Here is a 25538-nt window from a genome sequence, read left to right on the forward strand (position 1 = left end):
GTGCCGCGAGGTGTGGGGGTTCGAGTCCCTCCGTGGGCACCACAGAATTCCGCAAAAAAGCCTTCATGAGCGTAAGCGATTGAAGGCTTTTTTCATTTCCGGCTATCGCTTTATCAAACCAGTGCAGCGCGCACTGCCTGTTCCAGCGTCATGGTCGGGCGGCCCAGCAGTTGCCCCAGCACACCACCCTTATCATCCAGCGCACCGCTGGCTGCCTGTGCATCCGAATCAGCCACCAGTTCTGCCAATGCTGGCGGCAAGCCCACGCTCAACAGCAAATCCAGATAAGCCTGCTTAGGCATGTTCGCATACGGAATCTGCTTACCCGTCTGGCGCGATACTTCAGCCGCCAGCTCTGCCAGCGAGAAAGATAGATCGCCCGCCAGTTCGTAGATTGCCTGTGGCGCAGCGCTGCTGGCCAGTACGATGGCCGCCGCTTCAGCGTAATCAGCACGGGCAGCGGCAGCGATACGGCCTTCACCGGCAGCACCGGCTAGCGCACCATGCGCGATTGCAGGACCCAGACTGCCCGTATAGTTTTCCACGTACCAGCCATTACGCAGCAGGGTGTACGGCAGGCCGGATGCCAGAATCGCCGCTTCCGTCTCGCGGTGCTCGGCAGCCAGGCCCAGCGTCGAGGTGTCAGCATGCAGCACGCTGGTGTAGGCCAGCAGGCCTACTTTGGCGCGCGCGGCGGCATCGATCACATTGCGGTGCTGGGCTACGCGCTGCCCCAGATCATTGGACGAAATCAGCAGCACTTTACTGGCACCGATCAGTGCGCGGTCGAGCGAGGCCGGATCGGTGTAGTCAGCCTGACGTACTTGCACCCCCTGCGCGGCCAGATCAGCCACTTTGCTCACATCGCGCACGGCGGCGACGATTTGCGAGGCAGGCACGCGCTTGAGCAATTGCTCGATTACCAGACGACCCAGTTGGCCACTTGCAGCAGTTACGATAATCATGTCTTTTTCCTTTGTGTGACATCGCAGGGAACCTTCCGCGCGAATGCAGCCATCATAAATGCTATACTTACGAAATGTAAGTACGTACATTTTGGTTAGTACACTGCATCACGTAAATCTCTTTATCGGACCCACCATGAACCGTTCCGGCAGTAGCCGCTCCCTGCGCAAAGCCATCGCCCACCTGAATCAACAACAACCAGCCCAGTTACTGGCAGCCGAATGCCCATCCCGTGCCGTGCTCGGCCATATCACCAGCCGCTGGGGCGTACTGGTGCTGGTGGTGCTGCTCGACGGCACCCACCGTTTCAGCCAGCTACGCCGCGCCATCGGTGGCGTAAGCGAGAAGATGCTGGCGCAGACGCTGGATGCACTGGCCTATGACGGGCTGGTGCTACGGGTGGCCCAGCAAGTGGTGCCGCCCCACGTCGAATACAGCCTGACCCCGCTGGGGCAAGAAGCCGCCACAAGGCTGGAAGTGCTGGTGGATTGGATAGAAGACAACTTTCCCCAGATCCGCGCCGCGCAAGAGGCGGCAGAACAACAGGCGGCTTGACCCGCGTGCACCATCCTGTGACACTGGACACGTATCAAACTTCCGGTAGTTGAATTTTTATAACGCCTATGGCCGCGCTTCTCCCCTCCAGCGAGCATCGCCGCATACTGATCATCAGTGATCCAGTGTATGCCGCTGCCCCGCTCAATACCATGCTGGTAAGGCATGGTATGTGGGCAGACAGCCGCGCCGCCAGCGATCTCATGGCAACTCAGGGCGCGGCCGAGCATACGGCGCTGCTGCTGCTTGATCCTGCGCTAGATGCCAGCCTGTGCGCGCCGTGGGAGCAGAGCGGCATCCTGCAGGTGGTACGCTGGGATCTGGCGCTAGCGCCTGACTCGCTGGCAGAGAAGATTCTGCTGCATCTGCGCATACTATCGGCGGCGCCCGTCAGGCCGGGACTGCCCGACAAAGACACGCTACAGATCAATTATCACCACATGCTGTCCCACTCGCCCGATCCGGTGATCTTGCTGCACGCGCAAGAACTGGCCATCATCGACAGCAACCAGCATGCACGCCGCCTGTTCGGCATGACGGAAACGGAACTGCTGCAGAGCCATTTCCCGGCGCTGTGCCCTAGCGTGCAGACGGACGGCGTCAGCACTGCGCAGCGGCTAAAGATCTGCCAGCAGACGCATGCGGGCAGCACGCCGCAGCGCTGCAAACTCACCATGCTAGGCAACCAGAACCAGCCGCTGGATTGCGACGTGGCCATGGTGCCGGTCACGGTTGATGGCCATGCCCTACTCCATGTGCGCATCGTCGATATCAGCGCGGGACGACTGGCCGAGGAGCTACGCGAGGGCAAGAACCAGTTACTGGAAATGATCGCCAGCGGCGTGCCGCTGAATACCACGCTGGACCGCCTGATGCTGCTGATTGAATCACAGGCGCCGCCGGTGCTGTGTACCATCATGCTGGTCGGCGAGGATGGCGTTACGCTGCAGGCTTTTTCTGCCCCCAGCATGCCGGCCGAATACATGGCCAGCATCGATGGACTGGCGGCCGGCCCGGGCGTGGGATCCTGCGGCACAGCCGTGTTCCGCAAACAGAACGTGGTGGTCAGCGATATCATGACCGATCCGCTATGGGCCCCCTACAAGGAGATACCGGCCAAGTTCGGTCTGCGCGCTTGCTGGGCCACGCCCATCATGGCCAGCCCGAATACGGTACTGGGCAGCTTCGCCATGTATTACCGCGAGCCACGCAGCCCTACCGAGGCCGACCAGAGCCTGATCGCTGCCGCCACCCAGATCGCCCGCATCGCCATCAATAGCACGCGGCGCGAAGCGGAACTGCAGCGCCACCGCGAGCATCTGGAAGTGCTGGTGCAGGAACGCACGGCACAGTTGCAGCATGCTAAGGAAGAAGCGGAACACGCCAATGAAGAACTGACCGTCGCGCTGGAAAACCTCAGCATGACGCAGGAGGAACTGGTGCGGCGCGACAAACTGGCGGCACTCGGCGCACTGGTGGCCGGAGTGGCCCATGAACTGAATACACCCATCGGCAATTGTCTGATCATGGCGTCCAGCATGAGCGAGCGCACTGCCCACCTGCGTGCGGAACTGGTGAATGGCCTGCGCCGCTCCACTCTGGATACCTATCTGCAACAGGCCAGCGATGCCGATGCTGTGGTGCTGCGCAACCTCAACCGCGCAGCCCAGCTGGTGGCCAGCTTCAAACGCATTGCCGTCGATAGCGATAATGCCCAGCGCGAACGCTATCTGTTCGCCGATGTACTCAAGCACATCCGCCCCGTGGTGGAATGCAAGCTGAAGCAACACGGCATAACGCTGATCGAAAATATCGAAACGGGCCTGATACTCGACGGCTATCCGGGGCCACTCGGGCAGGCACTGGAGAACCTGCTGGACAACTGCGTGGTGCACGCCTTCAAGGGCCGCAATGAAGGTACCATCCAGTTCAGCGCCCAGCGCAACGGCAACGACGAGATTGTTCTGACCATCGAGGATAACGGCATCGGTATACCGGAAGCGAGCCTGCCGCGCATCTACGATCCCTTCTTCACTACTCAACTGGGCGCCGGCGGTTCCGGGCTGGGCCTGTACCGCACCCACAACATCATTACCGGTCTGCTGGGCGGCCGCATCGATGTGCAGAGCAGCCCGCTGGGCACGCGTTTCACCATCCACCTGCCGCTGGCCGCGCCCAATTAGGAATAGAAGAATTATTCCTATCAGCAAGGAAGTTGCAGTCGTATAATTAGTTCAGGCAGTTAGCCCTACGCTTAACCGGCCCGGAGAACCATGCGCTGTGTCCCTACCTGACTCCAAACCCAGCCCCGGCATCGCGGCCTGGCGCTGCGAATTCCAGCACAGTGCCGACGAACAGGCTTTCCTGCGCCATCATCTGGCCACCACCCACGGACAGTTGCGCGTCACGCTGGTCATCTGCACCTTGGTGTATCTGGGCTTCAACATCACCGATATCGTCTGGCTAGGCTATTCCAGCCAGACTGCACTACTGGCGGGTGTACGGGTAGCGGTAGCGATCGCTGCCATGGGTGGCATCCTGATGCTGCGCCGCTGGCCCGATTCCATCGGCACCACCCAGCTGGTGGCCAGCATGGCCGAACTGGCGGGCGGCGCTGGTTTCCTGCTGATTACGGCGTTGCGCTCGGAAGAGTTTGCCCTGCACGCCATCTCGATGGCCATCATCATCATTGTGTTCTACATCTACATCCCCAACCGGCTACTGTATTCGGCGCCAATTGCGGCGCTCAGCACGCTAGGTTTCGTGCTGCTGGCCGCCGGCCTCGGTAATCTACGTCCTGTGGAACTGGGGACGATTGCCACCATGCTGGCGCTCACCAATCTGTTCGGCTATGTGGCTGCAGCACGCTACCAGTTGCTGCTGCGGCATGAATACACGGCGCAGAACGTGCTGAAAAACCTGTCCGTACGCGATCCGCTTACGGGCTGCTACAACCGGCGCTATCTGCACCAGCAGTTGCTGGAGACAGAAATCTCGCGCGCCCAGCGCTACCAGCTCAGCCTGACCGTCATCATGTGTGATCTAGACCACTTCAAACTGGTCAACGACCGCTACGGCCATCATGGTGGTGATGCGGTATTGCAACACTTTGCCCGCCTGATGCAGGCACTCACGCGCGATGGCATCGATAGCGTGGTGCGCTACGGTGGCGAAGAATTTCTGCTGATTCTGCCGGAAACCGATCTGGCCGGCGGCGAACTGCTGGCCCAGCGCTTGCGTCTGGCGCTGAGCGCTCAGCCCATTGCCTATGGCGATCAGGAAATTAGCGCAACCGCCAGTTTCGGCGTGGCCAGCATCAATTTTGCCCAGTGCAGCAGCAGCGCCCACACGAATATGATCACGGCAGCGGACGACATGCTGTACGCTGCCAAAAACAGTGGCCGCAACCGTGTCTGCAGCCGCCAGCTAGGATAGAACATGCGCCACATCAAAGCTCTGCTCACACTCCTGCTCGCCGCGTTGCTGGGTGCTACCAGCGTGCAGGCCGGCCCTGCCCCGTGGTACTTGTGGCGCAGCAAGATCGACGGGCAGCTGGCCTGTTCGCAGACCCCGCTAGGCCCAGGCTGGGTGCAGGATGCTGGCCCGTTTAAAGATAGCCGTTGCGAAAAGCCCCTGCTTGTTAAATAATGGATCGTCCGTTTTCGGTAGCAAAGAACCCGTAGCAAAGTATCAAGTCACACAGAACAAGTCGCACAGAACACGTCGCACTACATCCCAACTTCCCGAGGAGACTGTATGTTCACCAACCCAGAGCAATTTGCGAACGCCACCAAAGCCTTGTTTGAATTCCAGCTGGAAACCTTCAACACCCTCACCAGTAAAGCCGTACAAGGGGTGGAACAGGTGGTTGCGCTGAATCTGGCCACCGCCAAAGCCCAGATGGAAGAGCAGCTGGCTGCCGGCAAAGAACTGAGCCAGAGCAGCGATCCGAAAGCTGCCATGTCGCTGGCCGCCGCAAAAATGCAACCGGGTATGGCAGGCGCTGCCGCCTACAATGAACAGCTGGGTGCCATCATTGCCGAAATCCGCGAAGAATTCACCCGCGCGGCCGATGCCCACATGACGGAAGCCAAGAGTACCTTGAGCGCACTGATCTACGACGTCACCAAGAATGTGCGTCCCGGTTCGGAAAATGCTGTGCAGATCGTCAAGACGGCCATCGACAACGCCTTTGCCGGTTACGAGCAGGTGACCAAAGCCACCAAGCAGGCCGTCGCTTCGGTGGAAGAACAGATCGCCAAAGCCAGTGCCATGGTCGAGCAAAACACCGCCAAACCTGCCAAAGCGCCGCGCAGCCGCAAAGCCGCCAAGTAAAGCTGGCAAAGTAAAGCTTGCCACACCTCTGACCGCCCTGCACCTGCGGGGCGGTGCCACGAGTTTGCCGGAACAGACCGGACGCGTTACACTGTATATAAAAACAGTTATCGCTTTTAGCGCCCGTCATGAACCGCGTGCTCGACAATCCCCTGTATTACCTCGACAACTTCGAACTGGTGCTGCGCTGGATCAGCGAGCGCTACGACGATCTGCTGGCGCAGGACGAACGGGATTTTCTCGCCGCCTACCAGACCCTGCCCCAAGCTTCGCGTGCCCTGCTGGTACGCATGGTGATGCGCAAAGGCACGCTATTTCGCGCCTCCAAGCTGGTGTATGCCGAAATCGGCAATACCCATGAAGCGGCGCTGCCGCTAGCGCAACTGGGACTGATCGCAGCCGATCCGCTGCTATCGCTGGAAGAACTGTTCGAACTGCTGCAGAAGCCGGAAATCACCGAAGTGTTCCAGCTCACGCCCGCGCAGCGCCAGTTACGCAAGGCCGAGCAGCTAGCGGCCCTGCAGCCGCAATACGACAGCCCGCAGCATTATTCAAGCTGGTGGGGCGGCAGCACCGACCATTGCTACCGCAACCTGATCCAGCCTCTGTGCGACCGCCTGCGTCTTATCTTCTTCGGTAATTTCTATCAGGACTGGACCGAATTCGTACTATCCGATCTGGGCATCTACCAGTACGAGAAAGTGGACTTCTCGCCGGCCGCGCGCAGCTTCCGCAACCGCCGCGACATCGATGATTTTCTCGCCCTGCACCAGTGCTACGAACGTTTCAACGCGGGGGAAGACTATGCCAGCGTCATCGCCGACCTGCCCACCTGCGCCGAGGATCACGAATGGCTACGCAGCCGGCGTCACAAATTCCTGTTCCAGATCGCCCAGCATTTGGAAAAGCAGCAGGACTGGCCTGCCGCCTACCAGCTCTACGCCGATAGCCAGTATCCGGGCGCCCGCGCCCGTGCCATCCGCGTGCTCGAAAAAGATGGCCGCAGCGGCCCTGCCTATGCGCTACTACAGCAGGCCATGCAGGCGCCGGAGAGCGCCGCCGAGCGCCAGCAGTTATTGCGCATGGCACCACGACTGGCCCGTGCCGTGGGCCAGCCCAAGCCGGCACCGGTGGCACAGCCCCAGCCTGCGCGCGTCGACTTGCAGTTGTCGCCACCCGCCGAAGCCACCTATGTGGAGCTGGTGGTGCGCGACCATCTGCATCAGGATGAAGCCCCCGTGTACTACGTGGAAAATGCGCTGATCAATTCGCTATTCGGTCTGCTGTGCTGGGAAGCCATTTTCAGCCCGATCGCCGGGGCTTTCTTCCATCCCTACCACCGCGCACCGGCTGATCTGCACAGTGCCGATTTCCGCCAGCGCCGCAGCAGCCAGTTCGAGGCAGCGCTGGGGCAGCTGGAAGATGGCCGCTACCGTGCCACCATACTCGCCAACTACAGCGCCAAGGCCGGCATACAGTCGCCCTTTGTCTACTGGGAAGCGCTGAACGAAGAGCTGCTGCAACTGGCACTAAGCTGCATCCCACCGCTGCACCTGCGCCGCGCTTTCGAGCGCATCCTCGACGATGTCAAAGCCAACCGCAGCGGCTTCCCCGATCTGATCCAGTTCTGGCCAGCGGAACAGCGCTACACCATGATCGAAGTGAAAGGGCCCGGTGACCGCCTGCAGGACAACCAGCTGCGCTGGATAGCCTACTGTGCCGAGCATGGCATGCCGGTCGCCGTGTGCTATCTGCAATGGGCGCAATGAAGCGCTACACCATCGCCGTGCGCGCCCTGTGCGAGTTCACCGCCAAGACGGGCGATCTCGATCTGCGCTTCACGCCCTCGCCCACGGCACAGGAAGGCATCGCCGGCCACGCAACTGTCACGGCGCGGCGTGGCAGCAGCTATCAGCGCGAACTGGCACTGGCAGGCGACTATGGCGCGCTGCATGTGCGTGGCCGTGCCGATGGCTATGACAGCGCGGCTAACCGGCTGGAAGAGATCAAGACCTATCGGGGCGATCTGGCGCGCATGCCGGACAACCAGCGCCAGCTCCACTGGGCGCAAGCCAAGGTGTATGGGCATCTGCTGTGCGCCACGCAGGCACTGGAGCAGATTACGCTAGCACTGGTGTACTTCGATGTGGGCAGCCAGAAGGAAACCATGCTGCAGCATGAGCACAGTGCGGCGGAACTCAAACGCTATTTCGAACAGCAGTGCGAGCTATTCCTGCAATGGGCGGCGCAGGAACTGGCACACCGCACTGCGCGCGATGCCCAACTGGAGCAACTGGCCTTTCCGTATGCGGGTTTCCGTCCAGGCCAGCGCGAACTGGCCGCCGCCATGTACACCGCCAGCAAACGGGGCGTCTGCCTGCTGGCGCAAGCGCCGACCGGCATCGGCAAATCGGTCGGTAGCCTGTTCCCCATGCTCAAGGCGGCGGCCCAGCAGCAGACCGACAAGGTGTTCTTCCTTGCGGCCAAAACTCCGGGACGCCAACTGGCGCTGGATGCGGTTCACGTAATCCGCCGCAGCGCGCCGCTGCTGCCATTGCGCACACTGGAACTGGTAGCGCGCGATAGCGCCTGCGTGCATCCGGAACTGGCCTGCCACGGCGACTCCTGCCCGCTGGCGCGCGGTTTCTATGACCGGCTGCCAGCGGCCCGACAGGCTGCGCTCGACACCTGTCTGCCGGCGCAGCAGCAGCGCCTGCTCGACCGCCAGACGCTACAGGATATCGCGCTCGCCCATCAAGTCTGCCCCTACTATCTGGGCAGCGAACTGGCGCGCTGGTGCGACGTCATCGTGGGCGACTACAACTACTATTTCGACCAGAGCGCCATGCTATACGGCCTCACGGTGATGAATGACTGGAAGGTCAGCGTGCTGGTGGACGAAGCCCACAACATGGTGTCACGCGCACGCAAGATGTATAGCGCCGACATGAGCCACAGCAGCTTGCGCCTGCTGCGCAAGATCGCGCCGGAAGCGCTGAAGAAACCGCTGGAGCGCGTGCAGCGTCAGTGGAACCAACTGGTCAGGGAGCAGGAGGATGACTATCAGGCCTACAGCGAACTGCCGGAAAAATGGCTGGGCGCTTTGCAGACAGCGGCCAGCGCCATCAGCGACTACCAGAACGAGCATCCCACCTATATCGAGCCGCTGCTACAGGAATTCTATTTCAACGCCCTGCAATTTACCCGGCTAGCGGAGAGCTTCGGCCCGCACGCCCTGTTCGATATCGAAAAGCGCGCCGGCCGCAGCAGCGCGCACAGCGACAGCATACTCTGCATCCGCAACATCGTACCGGCACCGTATCTGGCGCCACGCTTCCAGCTTAGCCACTCCAGCGCGCTATTTTCGGCCACGCTCAGTCCGTGGAACTACTTCCATGATTTACTGGGTATGCCCGACAACACCGCATGGGTCGATGTAGAATCGCCCTTCGTGGCCGAGCAATTGCGCGTCAAAGTGGCCGCGCACATCTCCACCCGCTACCAGCACCGGCAGCAGTCGCTGCTGCCCATCGCGCAACTAATGGCGCAGCAATACGCCGCGCAGCGCGGCAACTATCTAGCGTTTTTCAGCAGCTTCGACTACATGGAAAAGGCCGCGCAAACACTGGCCGAACTTTATCCCGATATACCCCAGTGGTCGCAGACACGCCGCATGGACGAAGCGGCCCGTGCCGACTTCCTCGCCCGCTACACGCCAGAGAGCTGCGGCATCGGCTTCGCGGTGCTTGGTGGCGCCTTCGGTGAAGGCGTCGATTTACCCGGTGCCCGCCTGATCGGCGCCTTTGTCGCCACACTGGGTCTGCCGCAGGTGAATCCCGTCAACGAGCAGATCCGCCAGCGCATGGACAGCCTGTTTGGCGCCGGCTATGACTACACCTACACCTATCCCGGCATGCAGAAAGTAGTACAGGCAGCAGGCCGCGTGATCCGCACCCAGACCGACCGCGGCACCGTCTATCTGATCGACGACCGCTTCGACCGCGCCGAACTGCGCGCCCTACTGCCTGCGTGGTGGCAAGTCGAATCGTTCGGCTAGAGCGAAGCCGTTCAAGAGCGCTGGGACGTGACGTAAGCTGGCGCCAGCCAGAGCGCCAGCAACCAGCCGGCAAACGACAGACTCCGCTGTATGCCGAAAAAAGCCAGCAGATACAGCAGCCACTGGGCCGCGCTAAATGGCTGCTGCAATCCGGCAGCGCCAGCCAGCATAATTGCCAGTATCGCGGACAGCCCCGTTACGGGGCCAGCAAACCACCATTTGCGTTCAAGTGCAGAGTTCATAATTTCAAAAAAGTCGATTAATCAGCCAATATAGACTACTGCAGCACCATGCGGATCTTCTGGTAGCCGCTGCGGCTGACGGGCACCTTGCTGCCATCGCGCAGCACCGCCACATAGCTATCGCGTGTGGCTTGCTCGATCCGCTCCACGCAGGCGATATTCACGATCCACGAACGGTGGATGCGCATGAACTGCTCGCCATCGAGCTGTTCTTCCAGTTCCGCCATGCGCTGATTCTTCAGATAGTTGCGCCCTTCCGAACGGATCTGCACATAGTCGTCCTGCGCTTCGATCACTTCGATCTTGTCGCAGGTGATCACATGCACCCTGGCGCCATCGCGGATCAGCACCCGCCCCAGCGGACGCTGGCGCGCCACCGCTTCCTTCACCATCGTCGCTACCGCCGCATCACCGGCGCCGGCGCTAGCGGCCAGATTCTTGCGCGCATGCGCCAGCGCCTGATCGAAGCGCTGCTGGCTGAAAGGCTTGAGCAGGTAGTCGAGCGCATGGAAATCGAAAGCCTTGATGGCATACTGATCGAACGCCGTGGCAAAAATATAGCGCGTCTTGTTTCCCGCCAATTCGGCCACTTCAAAGCCATCGAGCTTGGGCATCTGGATATCGAGGAACACCAGATCCGGCGCCAGTTCCGTGATCGCTTTCACCGCCTCGAAGCCGTTGGCGCATTCGGCCACCACCTCCACATCGGGGTGCTCGGCCAGATACTCGCGCACCACGCCGCGCGCCAGCATTTCATCGTCGACAATAATGATACGCATCGCTCTCTAATCTCCCTCGCCTGTCTGTGCAGGCATCGTAATTTCCACTGCAAAGCGTTCGCCCTGCTGTCCCCAGTGGATGCTGGCTTCATGTTTATAGGCACCCGCCAAGCGCTGGCGCACATTGCTCAGACCTATGCCATGACCCTCGCGCTGCACGGCAGCCGCATCGGGATCGACGGGATTCTCCACCCGTATCTGCAGCATGGAACCGGAACGGCGCGCCGTCAGCACAATCTCGCCACCTTCCGGCAGATTGCAGATGCCATGCTTGACTGCGTTCTCCACCAGCGGCTGGATAATCATCGGTGGCACCAGACAGGCATCGGCCTGCTCGCCCACCTGCTCGCTGATTTGCAGTCGCTCGCCAAAGCGCACCTGCTCGATGGCGAGGAAGTGGCGGATCAACCGCAATTCCTCGCCCAGCGTGACCTTTTTGTGCGCTTCCATGCCCAGACTCTGGCGGAAGAAGCTGGCCAGTTCCAGCGTCATGCGGCGCGCTGCCTTGGCATCCTGCGACGTCAGCGCACTGATCGAATTCAAGCTATTGAACAGGAAGTGCGGATCGATCTGGGTGCGCAGCATGCGCAATTCCGCTTCCTGCGCCATCAGCAGCGATTCCAGTTCGCGCTGTTCGGCCTGTTTAGCGCGGACAAACTCGATCACCAGATAGTGCAGCGCCGCGGCAAAGCCATACAGCAGCACACCCAGCCCCACCACAGTGGCCGACAATTGCGGTCCCAGTCCGATACCGGCCCACGTCACGCCCAGTGCCGCACAGGCGCTATTCCACAACTGCCCTGCCACCAGCCACAGCAAGCCGGACACCATGGCTGCCATCAGCAGCACCAGCACGATGGCGCCGGCGCTGCGACCACCGAGCGGATAGGCGCGGCACAGATAGTGCGCCGAATAACCGGCCACAAACGCATACAGCAGATGCATGGGGATGGCGAACAGCAGCGCGTTGGCCAGCGGCGCCACCTTAGCCAGCACCAGCACGCTAGCGAAAGCGATGCCAAGCGACAGCCAGACCAGTAGATAGATCTGGCTGCCGCGCCAGTTCAGGTTCAGACCCTGCATGGTCAGTTACGCACTTCCAGACCGCCCATGATGGCGTAACCGCGTACGATCAGGCGCTTATCCTGCGTGGCCGGAGCGATGGTTTTTTCCTCGAAGCCGCCCATGATGGGCGTACCTTCCAGTTCCACCACCCAGTCGGCCGGCACCTTGATGGTGATGCCGCCGAACATGGCAAACACATTCAGCACGGCCACGCTGGAAATCGAACTCTGGCGCAGATCCAGTTCGCAGCCGCCAAACACGGCCGTCACTTCACCGCCGCGGAAATCCGGCGTCGTCACACGGCGCTGGAAGCCCCCCATGATGGCGGTGATATTCAGCAGCGCATCATCGCTGCCCTTGTCCAGACTGATGCGGCCATCCTCGAACAGCGATTTGCCGGTGCCCGATTTAAACACCACCGACAGCCCCGCCAGGATCAGCATGAGCGGCCAGAAAGCGCGCCAACTCAGCTGGATGATGCCCAGATCGTGCAGGAAGATCACCCCGCCGAACAGGATCAGGCCGCCGCCAACGATGGCGCCACCAGCGCTACGGGTCTGCAGCATTTTCAGGATGCCGAAGAAGATCAGCGCCGTCGGCCACAGGTGCAGCGTGAAATCCAGATCGAGCAGGCCGATATTGTCGAGCAGGAAGATCAGGCCGATCACGATAACGAACAGACCTACCACCATTTGCGAGGCCGGATTACGTGGACGCGGGGTTTTCATGCTTGCTCCTTGATCGATGCGTGAATATTGTCCAGCAGTGGGCGCACCATCAGGCATACGCCCCAGGCAATCAGCAGTGCCGGCCAGGTTTCACCGAAGCCCACACCCCAGATGCGGTTGAACGAAACATACCACCAGCCAGCGAAGAAGATCTCCCACAAGCCATTGGAAAAATGCTTGGCGGTGGTAGGCGGGATCATCTTGATCACGCCGCTGATCACCAGCAGCCATGGCCAGTAGCGCCAGAGCTTGGCGATATTGAATTCCAGCTGAATCAGTTCGATCTGGTCCAGCAGCAGTGCGCCGCCGGCGGCGATCATTACGATGCCCCAGACCATCTGTTTGCGCCAGCGATAAGCAGTTTGTACAGTCATGTCAGTCTCCCGTTGCGGTATGTGTGTACGATACCGCGCCGCCATTGGCGGGGAAACAGCTATTCGGCGAATGACGGAAAGCGGCCGGTGAATGCCGCAGACTTACAGTTTTTCCCGCAAAAAACCAAGGAAACACTGGATGCGCTGGGCTAATTGGGTGTTACGGAAGTACACCGCGCAGATCTGCTGGGTCTGGCCGTTATTGGCCTCGGCCAGCAGCGGCACCAGCCGCCCGGCTGCCACATCGGCTGCCGTCAGATAGTCGGCCAGACAGACGATGCCCTGCCCGCGCAGCGCCAGCTGGCGCCGGGTTTCGTCGCTGGAGGCGACCAGCGCCGCCACAATGGGCAGGCTGTTGCCACCGCCATGGCGCAGCGGCCATGGCTGTTCCGCGCCCTGCTGGCCCACTCCAATCAGGGTATGGCCGGCCAGATCTTCCGGCACTTGCGGCGTGCCATGTTCCAGCAGGTATTCGGGGCTGGCCAGTATCTGCAGGGGCGAACTGGCCAGTACCTGCGCGTGCTGGGCCGGATCTTCCGGCAGACCGATGCGGATCGCGATGTCGGTGCGCTGTTCCAGCACTTCGCTGAGCTGCTCGTTGCTGTTCAGTTCCAGCCGGATGTCGGGATAGCGCTGGCGGAACTCGGCCAGATGGGGCACGACACAATGCAGCATGAAGGCCGAATCGGCCGACAGGCACAGCCGTCCAGCCGGTTTCTGCTGGCGGATGCGGATCGATTCTTCCGCCTCTTCCATGGCGCCCAGAATGGCGCGCGCCTGTTCAAGGAACAGCTGGCCTTCCTCGGTCAGTTCCATGCGGCGGGTAGTACGGGTGAGTAGCGACGTGGCTAGCTTGTCTTCCAGCCGCGATAGCGCACGGCTCACGCCAGAAGTGGTCTGGCCCAGATGAACGGAGGCGGCGCTGAGAGTGCCGCTGTCGATTACGGTAATAAACGTTTTCAGATCATCGGAATTGATTTCCACGTGCACTCTACCCTTGAAATGCTACTGTTACCGGATACGCTCAGGCGACATACAGTAGCACCGCACCAAAGTGGCATGCACTGCCGCCCAGCACAAACAAATGCCAGACCCCATGGCCATATGACCATTTGTGGTCGGTCACGAAGAAGGCGATACCCGCCGTGTACACCAGCCCACCGGCGGCCAGCCAGCCAAAGCCGTCCCACCCCAGTGCCTGCACCAGCGGACTGGCACCGATCAAGGCGACCCAGCCCATGGCCACGTAGATCACCAGTGACAGCACCCTTGCGCCGCGCGCAAACAGCACTTCCTGCACGATGCCCACCACAGCCAGCGTCCACACCACACCGAACAGCCACCAGCCCCACGGACCACGCAGGCTGACCAGCGTGAACGGCGTGTAGCTGCCCGCAATCAGCAGGTAGATGGCGCAGTGATCAAGCTTGCGCAGGATCTGCTTGGCCCGCCCGCGCAGGCTGTGATACAGCGTTGACACCAGATACAGCGTCAGCAGCGTGACGGCATACACGCTAAAGCTCACCACCTTCCACGCATCGCCGCTGCGCGCTGCCATGACGACCAGCAGAGTACCGCCTATGGCGGCCAGCGCTGCGCCGACCGTGTGAGTGATGCTGTTAAACCGTTCGCCGTGATACATGCTGTTTCCAATGTGAGCGCGCCAGCCAGATTGCTGTCGCTATCCCATTGTATTGCACCACACCAGTTGCGCCTCGAATCCCTCTTCTAAACTGCGACCACGCTCAATACTTAGTAAAAAACTAAGGATAGCATAATAAAAATTGAAATTAAACAATGTTACAAATTTTTATACAAAGACCTGGTGGTTTTCCTTGCGTGGCGCGCAAGCATGCGGCCTCGGTGACGGATGTGGTAAGGTGGTTGCCATGAATTCGTCTTCCCAGCAAGAACCACAGACCTCGCTGGCCGCCCGCCCCTATCAGCGCTGTATGGTGCTAGGTGGCGGCGGCTTCCGTTTCGGCATCTATATCGGCATGTATGCGGCGCTGCGCGCGGCCGGACAGGCACCGGACGTGCTGCTGGCCAGTTGCGGTGGCGCGATAGCCGCCACCATCATTCACCATCTGCCCGATCCGGACGCGCAGCGCGCCTGGCTATCGTCGCCCGCCATGTACCAGTTCTGGTGCAGTCTGCGCTCGACTCCGCAGGCCAATCTGACCGGCACCCTGCTGGCCGCGGCAAGGCGCAAGCTATCGGGTGGAAATGCCCCCGTGATTCCCGACCTGTTCGGTGATTATCTGTTCGAGATTCCGCCGCAACTGCCCTTCCCGCCCCCGCCCGCTAGCGGCAAGGCAGAAGTCGCGGTGGCCATCATCGGCGGCAAGCTGCTGTTCGATGCCAGCGAAGTGGGCCTGCCACGGGGCCAGCGCAAGCTGTTTGCCCAGACCGTGTTCTGCGACGCCCGCAGCGCCGCGCTGCTGGCGCATTTAAAAGCGCCGCTGAGCGCGCCGCGCTGGGGCCAGCACGCCATTGCCGACCAGCTGCTGCTGGAACAAGGCGTGCCGCTGGAACAGGCTGCCCGCATCTCGATAGCCGATATGTACTACTTCCGCTGCCAGCCCTATCAGGGCCATGAATACATTGGAGGCGTGCTGGATCTGTTCCCCGTTGAAATTGCGCGCCGGCTGGGACGCGAAGTGGTAATGGAGTTCAAAGAAGCCTTCGACCAGTTCTTTGCCATCCCGGCATGGCGTGCCGTACTGGGCGTGAACGGCAATGCACGGCTACGCTATGCGAATACCCATCTGGCCGACATCCGCATCGATAGTTCGGATGTGTCGCACACGCTGGCTCGCCAGCAACTGCAGCAGAAACTGCACTGGCGCCGCAACCGCATCGAACTGGCTATGCCGCCTACTTATGAAGAGTTTGTCCGTTTTATGGATGACCAGTGGCGCTTCGGCTACGAACGCGCGCAGGAAGCCTTGCAGCATCCGCGCGGCCAGCATCCACCGCGCATCCGCCGCCTGACCCGTCATAGCAAGCCGCTGCGCAGCGTACGGGGCTAAGGTCGCGGCGAGCGACGCTGCCCTAACGGCACAGCTGGCGCCAGCTCTGCTCGAATTCCTCAGGCGCCACATCCTGCGCCAGCAGCGTCAGATCGCGCGCCACGGCGATATAGCGCTGGTAGCCGATATAGCCGCCGAACGCATCCTTGGTATTGACTTCACCGCAGGGCGCACCGCCCTTGCCGATGAACTGGTTGCGGAACTGGGCCGCGCCGGGCTCCAGCACCTTTTCCTTCACATATTTTTCACCCTGACTGGTGAGCGTGGCCACGTCTTCCTGATGCTGCTGGGCCGCGCTCTTGCCGCAGGCTGCCAGCGCCAGCATCAGAGCGCACAGACTGAGCACCCGCATGACGTTTAGAAACATCATCATATTTTCTCTTTTATAACATTTTCAGGAAAATTATCCACCAAAACACTGTGTCCCGCCAGACATAACGCACCAGCGGCTTGCATTGTTGACAGGCCGGGTATTTGTTACTATCACCTGCTTTACAGCCCGCTCAGGAGAACCCATGTCCCATCCGCTACCCGCCCGCCTGCTACAGGCGCTGTTTGCTTGCGCCATGCTGCTAACTAATGCTGCCCAGGCGGCTGAAAAACTGGCCCATGTCACCATCCTCGCCACGGGCGGCACCATCGCCGGTAGCGGTGCCACCAGCACGACCACGGTGGGCTACACGGCTGCCACGGTGGGCGTCGACCGTCTGATCCAGGCCGTGCCGGAACTGGCCAAAGTGGCACAGGTCAAAGGCGAACAGGTGTTCCAGATCGCCAGCGAAAACATGAGCAACGAACACTGGCTGACGCTGGCCAAGCGCGTCAACACCCTGCTGGCCCAGCCCGATGTGGATGGCATCGTCATCACCCACGGCACCGACACGCTGGAAGAAACTGCCTACTTCCTCGATCTGGTGGTCAAGAGCAAAAAGCCGGTGGTACTGGTAGGCGCCATGCGTCCCGGCACGGCACTCTCGGCCGACGGCCCGATCAATCTGTACAACGCCGTGCTGCTGGCGGCCAGTCAGGACGCGATCGGCAAAGGCGTGCTGGTCGCACTGAATGACCAGATCCACGCTGCCCGTGATGTCACCAAAACCAATACCTCGACGCTGGATAGCTTCAAGACGCCGGAACTGGGCATGCTGGGCTATATTCAGGGCAACAAGCCTTATTTCTACCATGTGTCGGCACGCAAGCACACGGTCGATACGGAATTTGATATCAGCAAACTGGATGCCCTCCCACAGGTAGACATCGTCTACGGCTATGCCAACATGGGCCCGGCAGCGCTGAATGCCGTGGTCGCCAGCGGCGCCAAAGGCGTAATCCACGCCGGCGTGGGCGACGGCAGTCTGGCGGGCAAAGTGGTGCCGGCACTGAAATCGGCACGCCAGCAGGGCGTGCTGATCGTGCGCGCCAGCCGCGTTGGTCAGGGCATCGTTGCACGCAACGGTGAAGCCAATGACGATGAACTGGACTTCGTGGCCGCCGATACGCTCAATCCCCAGAAAGCCCGCATTCTGCTGATGCTGGCCCTGACCCGCAGCACGGACAGCAAGGAAATCCAGCGCATGTTCTACCGCTACTGATCAGGTAGCGCTTTCCAGCCCGCTCCGCCGCTGCTAGCCGCGCGGCGGATACTCTGGCCGCGCCATGCGGAACAGACTATCGGGCTGGATTTCGAAGTAATCGGCCGGCCCGCCAGCGCGCAATATGGTCTGCGAGCCTGCCGTGTCGTACACCCCGTCCTTGAGCAGACTACGGGCAATGTGCACGCCCACCACCTCCCCCAGTATCAGCCACGCATCGGTCTCTGCACCGGCGGCGGTTTTCAGCCGCACGATCTGGCTGCAGCGGCACTCGAACGCCACCGGACTTTCGGCCACGCGCGGCGGCTGTACCAGTTGCGAGGACTGCGGTGTGACGCCGGCCAGTGCAAACTCGTCGACTTCCGGCGGCGCTGGCGCACAGCTGAGGTTCATGGCCTCGGCCAGCGGGCGGGTCGCCAGATTCCAGACGAATTCGCCGCTATGCTCGATATTGCGCAGCGTGTCCTTGCGCCCCAGACTGGAAAAACCGATCAGTGGTGGCGTGTAGTTGAAGGCATTGAAAAAACTGTAGGGCGCCAGATTGCGCACACCGTCTGCCCCCAGCGTGGAAATCCAGCCGATCGGACGGGGGCCGATGATGGCGTTGAACGGATCATGGGGCAGGCCGTGACCGTGCGCAGGCTGGTAAAAGTAGCTGTCGTGCATGCACTCATCCTTTCAGGCAAATAAACTCTATGCATAACGGAAACCGGCATCCGTTACGACTACGGGTATGATACCCATATGAAACGGCTATTCTCACTAATTGTCACCATCTGCTGCCTCGCGCCCGCGTACGGCGAGGAGCTGGTGTTCGCCGTTTCCACCGGTACCGCCATGCCCCACACGGAATTCCAGCAAGGCCAGCTCACCGGCGGCCTGATCAAGGCGTTCGGCGATGCGCTGGCACAGGAACTGGGCTACAGCGCCCGCTACCTGCTGGTGCCGCGCAAACGGCTGGAGGCGCCGCTACGCAACGGCACGGCCGACGTAGTATGCGATATGCGCCCCGAATGGCTGGATAGCAAGGACTGGCTGTGGTCGGAAGCGATTTTCGCCAACCATGAAATCGTCGCCACACGGCGCGATACGGCGGCCATCCGCAGCGTCTACGAACTGCGTCGCCAGCGCGTGGGCACCATCCTCGGCTACCACTATCCCCATGTGGAACAGCCGCTCGATGATGAATTTACCCGCGACGATGCGGCCAATAATGACCAGAATGTGGCCAAACTGTTGCACAAACGCTTCACCTACATCATTACCAACAGCCTGTATTACGACTACCAGCGCAAGGTACATCCGGAGCGTGCCACGTTGAATCCCGTCACGTACACCGTGTGGACCTTCGACACCTATTGTGCCTTGCCGGCACAGGGAAAACTCAGCCTGGCCAGCCTCGATCATGCTATCCAGTCGCTCAAACGGCGTGGCCGGATGCAGGCCATCCTCGATCATTTCCGTCCCCCGCGCGGCAGCGCCCAGTAATCTCTCGACGTAGCGGGAAAGAAGCCGTTGCTGCTTCCCAGAAAAAAATCAAGCGCTTGCTCGGTTATAAAAATGCAGCAATAATGGCCTCCATAAAAAATAGGGAGACTGCCAGCATGACGGAAGCCGATGTAAGTTTGATCCAGCGCACTTTTGCAGCACAACAGGCCACCGCCCTGCGCTGGCGCCAGTCCAGCGCCGCCGAGCGCAAACAGCGTTTGCTGCGCCTGCGCGACGCCATGATGGCCCAGCGTGAAGCGTTCTACACCGCTTTCGCCGCCGACTACCGCAAAGCGCCGGCCGAAGTGGAAGCTTCGGAATTCCTGCCCGTGATGGATGAAATCCGCCATGCGCTGGGTTCGCTCAAGCGCTGGATGAAACCGCGCGGCCACTGGCCCACCAGCACAATGCTGGGGACGCGCGCCTCGGTGCAGTACCAGCCCCGCGGCCGGGTGCTGATCATCGCACCGTGGAACTACCCGCTCAGTCTGTGTTTCGGCCCGCTGGTTTCCGCTCTGGCGGCCGGCAACACGGCCATGATCAAACCATCGGAAATGACGCCAGCCGTCTCGGCCCTGATGGCGCGCATCATTGCCGACATCTTCCCGCCCGAGCAGGTCGCGCTGTTCGAAGGCAGCCAGCCCACCGCACAGGCCCTGCTCGATCTGCCGTTCGACCACATCTTCTTCACCGGTTCCCCTGCCGTGGGCAAACTGGTGATGGCCGCCGCCGCGCGCCACCTGAGCAGCGTGACGCTGGAACTGGGCGGCAAATCGCCCACCATCGTCGATGCCAGCGCCAACCTGACGCTGGCCGCCGAAACCCTGATGTGGGGCAAATTCCTCAACAACGGCCAGACCTGCGTGGCGCCCGACCATGTCTACGTCCACCGCAGCGTGAAAAGCGCCTTCGTCGCAGCCTGCCGTCGCGTGCTCGATCAGCGCTATGGTGCGGACGGCAGCGCACGCCTGAGCAATCCTGACCTGACCCGCATCGTCAACCGGCGCCACACGGAACGGGTGGCCGGCCTGCTGACCGATGCCTTGCAGCGCGGCGCGGTACTGAGCACAGGCGGTCTGACCGATCTGGAGCAGTGCTATGTGGCACCTACTCTGCTGGAAGATATTCCGCCTGACGCCGCCATCATGTCGGAAGAGATCTTCGGCCCGCTGCTGCCCATCATCGCCTACGACGATATCGATCAGGTCATCGCCAGCATCAATGCTGCGCCCAAGCCGCTGGCGCTGTATGTGTGGAGCAGCAGTAACGAGCAGATCCGCCAGATCGTCGAACAAACCAGTTCGGGCGGCGTGTGCGTCAATCACTGCGTCGCGCATTTTGCCCACGGCAACCTGCCCTTCGGCGGCGTCAACAATTCCGGCATCGGCAATGCACATGGCGAATACGGCTTCAGAGCCATGTCGCACGAACGCGCCGTGCTGCGCGCCACCCCGCTGATGCTGATCAAGCTGTTCTTCCCGCCCTATACGGCAGCGCGCCAGCGCCTGATCCGTCTGGTGGTGGATTCCCTACGCCTGCCCAAACTTTAAGAGGACGGTTGTTAACAAATTCTGTGGATAAGGCTGTTAACAAAGCCAGCCCGACCAGATTAACTCGCTGTTTTAAAAAGGAAAAATATCGCTGCGTAAAAATTTCGCAGCCAAAGTTATCCACTGCGATTACACTAGTCGGGTTTGCCTTACTTTACGCAAGGAACCCATGACACTGCGCTCCAGCACCCCGCTCTCCGCCCTGACACTGGCCGTTACGCTGGCCCTGACACTGGCGGTGCCGCCTGCTCCCGCCATGGCGGCCGATACCGCCGCCCCCCGCTACAGCCTGCGCGAGCACTACACCAAGTATGAGTTCCGCATCCCCATGCGCGACGGCGTGCGCCTGTTCACGGCCGTCTACGTGCCCAAGGATGCAAGCAAGAGCTATCCCTTCCTGATCCAGCGCACGCCCTACAGCGCCGGTGTACAGGCCGATGGCCAGCTGCATTACGGGGTGGACTACTATCCCGAACACATCGGGCCGGCGCAGGAGTTCGAGGATAGCGGCTACATCTTCGTCAAACAGGATGTGCGCGGTCGCTACATGTCGGAAGGTAAGTGGGTGGAAATGACGCCGCACGCGGCCAGCCAGCGCGCAGCCGGTCAGGGCAACGAAAGTCAGGACATGCACGACACAGTGGAATGGCTGCTGAAGAACGTTGCCAACAACAATGGCAAAGTCGGCATACTGGGCACTTCCTACCCCGGCTTCTACACTTCGGCCAGCATCATCGATTCGCATCCGGCCATCAAAGCCGCATCGCCGCAGGCGCCCGTCACCAATCTGTTCATGAATGACGACTCCTACCACGGTGGCGCCTTCATGCTGGCGGCCAATTTCGATTTCTATTCCGCCTTCGTCGAGGCACCCAACCCTACTCCGCTGCCCAAAACGTGGGAGCGCTTCGATTATGGCGAGGCAGATGGCTACGACTTCTTCCTCAAGCATCTGACGCTGTCCAACATCACGGCCAAGCTGAGCGCCAACCAGCGTGCCCTGCTGATGCCGACCATCCAGCACAGCACCTATGACGATTTCTGGAAACAGCGCGACATCGTGCCGCACCTGAAAAACATCAAGGCAGCCGTGCTCACGGTAGGCGGCTGGTATGACGCGGAAGACTTGCAAGGGCCACTCAGCACTTACGCCGCCATCAAGCGCAACAACCCCACCATCTACAGCGGTCTGGTGATGGGGCCTTGGTCGCATGGTGCATGGAACCGGGCCGATGGCCAGAGTCTGGGCCATGTGAAATTCGATGCCAAGACGGGTGCCTACTTCCGCAGCAACATCCTGTATCCCTTCTTCGAGCAGCACCTGAAAGGCAAGAGCAACAAGGGTGCGGCGCAGGTTTATGCGTTCGAGACGGGCAGCAATGTGTGGCGCACCTATCCCGCATGGCCGCCGCAACAGGCCAGAACGCGCACACTGTATCTGGCGCCTGATGGCAAGCTGGGCTGGACACAGCCGGGCGCCGGCGCCGAGTTTGACGAATACGTGGCCGATCCGCTCAAGCCGGTGCCCTATACCGCCTATCCGGCCCAGGGCGTGCCCAAGGAATACATGGTAGGCGACCAGCGCTTCGCCGCCTCGCGGCCCGATGTGCTGACCTACCGCAGCGAAGTGCTGGAAGAAGACGTGACGCTGGCTGGCCCCATCAAGCCGCGCCTGTTCGTTTCCACCACAGGCACCGATGCCGACTGGATCGTCAAACTGATCGATGTGTATCCGGCCGAATATCCGCACAGCGACGATGGCGCTGCGCGCGTCAACGACGTGCCCAAGCCCACGCTGACCATGGCCGGTTACCAGCAGCTGGTGCGCGGTGATCCCCTGCGCGGCAAGTTCCGCAATGGTTTCGAAACGCCCCAGCCTTTCACGCCCGGCAAAGTGGAGGCCATCAACTTCAGCATGAGCGACGTCCACCACACCTTCCGCCATGGCCATCGCATCATGGTGCAGATCCAGAGTTCATGGTTCCCGCTGGTGGACCTGAACCCGCAGACGTTTGTCGATATTCCGCAAGCCAAGCGGGAAGACTTCCGCAAAGCCACCCAGCGCATCTATCACGCGCCGGCCATGTATTCCGGCATCGAAGTGCAAGTGCTGGGCCAGTAAGCCTGCCCCATCCGCGCCGGAGCGGCAACCTGCCTGCTCCGGCCGCGCCGTTCCCCGCCACACCTTAGAGTTGCCGCTACCGCGCCGGCAGGACTCGCTGTATGCTGCAGCAATGCAGAAATATTTGATCCACATCAATGAACTGTAGGCCCCAAAACAGCGACACTGGACACCGTCTGACGCACACGGCGCAGTGAGAAAACAGTAGCGCAACACGGGGGCAGTTCCCCAACCACCACCGCACCATGAAACAACGCTTGAAGCAGCAAGCTCGTCACGTCCTGAATTTCCCCCTGCCCGCCCTCGGCGGCCGGCAGGCTGTCAGCGTTTGCCACCGCACGGGGCAGGCCGACCGCAGCGAGCAGCGCCCCCCTAGCCGCGACGCTGGCTTGGGTGTCGGCCTGGGCCTGCTGCTGGCTGCCACGCTGGTACTCGCCACACCGGCCGGCACTGCCGCCCAGAACCAGCCTGCCAGTAACATCAAAGCCGCCGGCGACGCCGCAGCCGCACCGGCACTCACCACTGCCACGCCTGCCATGCTGGCCAGCGTCACACTGGAACAGCTGAGCAGTAGCGAACTGCGTGAACGGATTGCCGCCGGCAGCCGCACCATCATCGTCCCCGTGGGCGGCACCGAACAGAGCGGCCCCTATCTGGCGCTGGGCAAGCACAACGTGCGTGCGCTGTATCTGGCGCAGCACATTGCCCTGCGTCTTGGTCACACCTTGGTCGCCCCTGTAGTGGCCTACGTGCCGGAGGGCGAGATCAAGCCGGCTAGTGGCCACATGCGCTTTAGCGGCACCATCTCGATACCGGAGGCCACCTTCGAAGCGCTGCTGGAAGCGACTGCACGCAGCCTGCGCCAGCACGGCTTCCGCGATGTCATCTTCATCGGCGACCATGGTGGCTACCAGAAGAACCTCGCCAAAGTGGCACAGAAACTCAACCAGAGCTGGGCTGCCGACGAGCAATGCCGCGCCTATGCCCTGCTCGACTACTATCAGGCCGCCCAGTCCAGCTATGTGGCCGAACTGAAAAGCCGCGGCTATAGCGAAGCCGAAATCGGCACCCATGCGGGACTGGCCGATACGGCACTGACGCTAGCCGTCGATCCGTCGCTGGTGCGCAGCGCAGCCATGGCACGCCAGCCCAAGCCGGGGCCGGCCGATGGCGTACAGGGCGATCCACGCCGTGCCAGCGCCGAACTGGGGCAACTGGGCCTGCAGCGTATCGTCGATAGCTCGGTCACCCGATTACGTCATTATTTAAACGAGCGCGAACCTCGCGCCTCCACCTCCAGCCATAGGAACTAATGTGAACACTCCAACTACACTGCGTGCCGCCATCATCGTTGCGCTGGCTGCTGCCGGCGCCGTTGTCGCCGCCGATAAAGTCAGCGACAAAGCGGCAGCCCCGGCCGCCGCACCGATCGCTACCGTGCCGGGTATGCCGCCGGTGGTGAACCGCAATAACATCTACAGCGAAACCAATGGTCCGGCCTATATTGCCGCGGCCGTGAAAGGCGATCTGGAACGCGTGTACGTGCCGAATCTGCGCTCCAACGATGTCTCCGTGATCGATCCTGTGACGCTCAAGGTGGTGGACAAATTCAAGGTCGGCAAAGCACCCCAGCACGTAATCCCTTCGTGGGACCTGCGCACCCTGTGGGTGGCCAACAATGCCGAACGCACCAACATCGGCAGCCTGACGCCTATCGATCCCCGTACGGGCAAGCCGGGCAAGGAAGTCGCCGTCGATGACCCTTACAATCTGTACTTCACGCCGGATGGCAAATCCGCCATTGTGGTGGCCGAAGCCAAGCACCGTCTGGACTTCCGCGATCCGCAGACGATGGCCATGCAGTACTCGATCGAAGTGCCCAAGTGCGGCGGTATCAACCATGCCGACTTTTCCATCGATGGCCGCTACGCCTTGTTCACCTGCGAATTCGCCGGCAGCGTGGCCAAGATCGATCTGGTCGAACGCAAGGTACTGGGCTATCTGAAGCTGACGATGCCGAGCACCCGCTTCAAGGACGTGCCGCCATCAGATGGTCCGTTCGCCAGCGAAATCTGCAGCTCCAAGAAAGGTATGCCGCAGGACATACGCATTTCGCCGGACGGCAAGCGCTTCTACATCGCCGACATGGATGCCGACGGTGTGCACATCGTCGATGGTGACGCCTTCAAGGAAGTCGGCTTCATCTCCACCGGACTGGGCGCGCACGGCATCTACCCTAGCCGCGACGGCAAACAGTTCTACGTAGCTAACCGGGGCACCCACAGCATTCATGGCCGCCGCAAAGTACGCGGTAGCGTGACGGTAGTGGACTTCGCCACCGAAAAAGTGGTGGCACAGTGGCAGATTCCAGGTGGCGGTAGCCCCGACATGGGCAACGTCAGCGCCGATGGCAAAGCACTGTGGCTGTCCGGCCGCTTCGACGACGTGGTGTACCGTTTCGACACCACCGATGGCAGCGTCAAGCAGATCAAAGTGGGACAGGAACCGCACGGCCTCGTCGTCTGGCCGCAACCGGGCCGCTACTCGGTAGGCCATACGGGCAATCTGCGCTAAGCAGCGTTGCTCAGCCTTACTGCGGCGGCGCCAGCCGCTGCAGATACCGGCTGGTCGCCGCCCGCTGCGGGGTCCAGCC

Annotated in this window: 24 protein-coding genes; 14 read left to right on the plus strand and 10 right to left on the minus strand. The window is 61.2% G+C overall.

All coding sequences use genetic code 11. The features are described from left to right. Positions 1–113 precede the first annotated feature (113 nt). A complete protein-coding gene (locus tag ABNT42_RS03400; protein ID WP_348694034.1) occupies positions 114–965 on the minus strand; it encodes an NAD(P)H-binding protein in 852 nt (283 codons plus the stop codon). Between the two features lie 136 nt (positions 966–1101). Between ABNT42_RS03400 and ABNT42_RS03405 the strand changes: the two genes are divergently transcribed. The 7 genes from ABNT42_RS03405 to ABNT42_RS03435 all read left to right on the plus strand — a co-directional run bounded on the left by ABNT42_RS03405 (position 1102) and on the right by ABNT42_RS03435 (position 9913). Beyond that, a complete protein-coding gene (locus tag ABNT42_RS03405) occupies positions 1102–1521 on the plus strand; it encodes a helix-turn-helix domain-containing protein (RefSeq protein WP_348694037.1) in 420 nt (139 codons plus the stop codon). A gap of 68 nt (positions 1522–1589) precedes the next feature. Next, positions 1590–3704, plus strand: a complete 2115-nt coding sequence (locus tag ABNT42_RS03410) for an ATP-binding protein (RefSeq protein ID WP_348694040.1) — start codon at positions 1590–1592, stop codon at positions 3702–3704. Positions 3705–3801: 97 nt separating this feature from the next. Further along, on the plus strand, positions 3802–4956 hold the full coding sequence (locus tag ABNT42_RS03415; protein WP_348694043.1) for a GGDEF domain-containing protein: 1155 nt from the start codon (positions 3802–3804) through the stop codon (positions 4954–4956). Positions 4957–4959: 3 nt separating this feature from the next. Then, positions 4960–5169: a hypothetical protein gene (locus ABNT42_RS03420; protein ID WP_348694046.1), complete on the plus strand. Its 210-nt coding sequence runs from the start codon at positions 4960–4962 to the stop codon at positions 5167–5169. 108 nt (positions 5170–5277) lie between these two features. Then, positions 5278–5856: a phasin family protein gene (locus ABNT42_RS03425; RefSeq protein ID WP_348694049.1), complete on the plus strand. Its 579-nt coding sequence runs from the start codon at positions 5278–5280 to the stop codon at positions 5854–5856. A 128-nt stretch (positions 5857–5984) separates the two neighbouring features. Then, positions 5985–7625: a VRR-NUC domain-containing protein gene (locus tag ABNT42_RS03430; RefSeq protein WP_348694051.1), complete on the plus strand. Its 1641-nt coding sequence runs from the start codon at positions 5985–5987 to the stop codon at positions 7623–7625. Then, positions 7622–9913 carry an ATP-dependent DNA helicase gene (locus tag ABNT42_RS03435; protein ID WP_348694053.1) on the plus strand — a complete coding sequence of 764 codons (2292 nt, stop codon included), beginning with the start codon at positions 7622–7624 and terminating at the stop codon, positions 9911–9913. The genes ABNT42_RS03430 and ABNT42_RS03435 overlap by 4 nt, the downstream gene beginning before the upstream one ends. An 11-nt stretch (positions 9914–9924) precedes the next feature. Here the strand turns inward: ABNT42_RS03435 and ABNT42_RS03440 are convergent, their stop codons facing one another. From ABNT42_RS03440 to ABNT42_RS03470, 7 genes are all read right to left on the minus strand, one after another. Next, positions 9925–10155 (minus strand): hypothetical protein, encoded by a 231-nt coding sequence (locus ABNT42_RS03440; protein ID WP_348694055.1) that lies wholly within the window; start codon positions 10153–10155, stop codon positions 9925–9927. A gap of 35 nt (positions 10156–10190) precedes the next feature. After that, a complete protein-coding gene (locus ABNT42_RS03445) occupies positions 10191–10934 on the minus strand; it encodes a LytTR family DNA-binding domain-containing protein (RefSeq protein WP_348694058.1) in 744 nt (247 codons plus the stop codon). A 6-nt stretch (positions 10935–10940) separates the two neighbouring features. Continuing rightward, a complete protein-coding gene (locus tag ABNT42_RS03450; RefSeq protein ID WP_348694061.1) occupies positions 10941–12017 on the minus strand; it encodes a histidine kinase in 1077 nt (358 codons plus the stop codon). A 2-nt stretch (positions 12018–12019) separates the two neighbouring features. After that, a complete protein-coding gene (locus ABNT42_RS03455; RefSeq protein ID WP_348694063.1) occupies positions 12020–12727 on the minus strand; it encodes a DUF5668 domain-containing protein in 708 nt (235 codons plus the stop codon). Further along, the gene (locus tag ABNT42_RS03460) at positions 12724–13101 is read right to left on the minus strand and encodes a DUF5668 domain-containing protein (RefSeq protein WP_348694064.1); all 378 of its coding nucleotides are present in this window, start codon (positions 13099–13101) and stop codon (positions 12724–12726) included. The genes ABNT42_RS03455 and ABNT42_RS03460 overlap by 4 nt, the downstream gene beginning before the upstream one ends. 102 nt (positions 13102–13203) lie before the next feature. Next, complete coding sequence (locus ABNT42_RS03465) at positions 13204–14085, minus strand: LysR family transcriptional regulator (RefSeq protein WP_348694066.1); 882 nt, start codon at positions 14083–14085, stop codon at positions 13204–13206. 40 nt (positions 14086–14125) lie between these two features. After that, positions 14126–14743, minus strand: coding sequence for a hemolysin III family protein (locus ABNT42_RS03470; RefSeq protein ID WP_348694068.1), 618 nt, complete (start codon positions 14741–14743; stop codon positions 14126–14128). Between the two features lie 247 nt (positions 14744–14990). Between ABNT42_RS03470 and ABNT42_RS03475 the strand changes: the two genes are divergently transcribed. After that, positions 14991–16133, plus strand: a complete 1143-nt coding sequence (locus ABNT42_RS03475; protein WP_348694071.1) for a patatin-like phospholipase family protein — start codon at positions 14991–14993, stop codon at positions 16131–16133. Positions 16134–16155: 22 nt separating this feature from the next. On the opposite strand, the gene ABNT42_RS03480 is transcribed toward ABNT42_RS03475, so the two are convergent. Continuing rightward, positions 16156–16506 carry a hypothetical protein gene (locus ABNT42_RS03480; RefSeq protein WP_348694074.1) on the minus strand — a complete coding sequence of 117 codons (351 nt, stop codon included), beginning with the start codon at positions 16504–16506 and terminating at the stop codon, positions 16156–16158. 193 nt (positions 16507–16699) lie between these two features. Between ABNT42_RS03480 and ABNT42_RS03485 the strand changes: the two genes are divergently transcribed. Next, the gene (locus ABNT42_RS03485) at positions 16700–17725 is read left to right on the plus strand and encodes a type II asparaginase (RefSeq protein WP_348694435.1); all 1026 of its coding nucleotides are present in this window, start codon (positions 16700–16702) and stop codon (positions 17723–17725) included. Positions 17726–17758: 33 nt separating this feature from the next. Here ABNT42_RS03485 and ABNT42_RS03490 read toward each other — a convergent pair whose 3' ends face one another. Then, entirely contained in the window at positions 17759–18391 is a 633-nt protein-coding gene (locus ABNT42_RS03490) for a flavin reductase family protein (protein ID WP_348694075.1), read from the minus strand. 78 nt (positions 18392–18469) lie between these two features. Between ABNT42_RS03490 and ABNT42_RS03495 the strand changes: the two genes are divergently transcribed. The 5 genes from ABNT42_RS03495 (at position 18470) to ABNT42_RS03515 (ending at position 25459) form a co-directional block, all read left to right on the plus strand. Then, a complete protein-coding gene (locus ABNT42_RS03495) occupies positions 18470–19213 on the plus strand; it encodes a transporter substrate-binding domain-containing protein (RefSeq protein ID WP_348694077.1) in 744 nt (247 codons plus the stop codon). Between the two features lie 83 nt (positions 19214–19296). Beyond that, positions 19297–20763, plus strand: coding sequence for an aldehyde dehydrogenase family protein (locus ABNT42_RS03500; RefSeq protein ID WP_348694079.1), 1467 nt, complete (start codon positions 19297–19299; stop codon positions 20761–20763). A 169-nt stretch (positions 20764–20932) separates the two neighbouring features. Beyond that, positions 20933–22885, plus strand: a complete 1953-nt coding sequence (locus ABNT42_RS03505) for a CocE/NonD family hydrolase (protein WP_348694082.1) — start codon at positions 20933–20935, stop codon at positions 22883–22885. Between the two features lie 245 nt (positions 22886–23130). Continuing rightward, positions 23131–24198, plus strand: a complete 1068-nt coding sequence (locus ABNT42_RS03510) for a creatininase family protein (protein ID WP_348694085.1) — start codon at positions 23131–23133, stop codon at positions 24196–24198. A gap of 43 nt (positions 24199–24241) precedes the next feature. After that, entirely contained in the window at positions 24242–25459 is a 1218-nt protein-coding gene (locus tag ABNT42_RS03515; protein WP_348694438.1) for a YncE family protein, read from the plus strand. Positions 25460–25538: the final 79 nt, after the last annotated feature.

The organism is Duganella fentianensis (assembly GCF_964031615.1).
GTDB lineage: Bacteria > Pseudomonadota > Gammaproteobacteria > Burkholderiales > Burkholderiaceae_D > Rugamonas > Rugamonas fentianensis_A.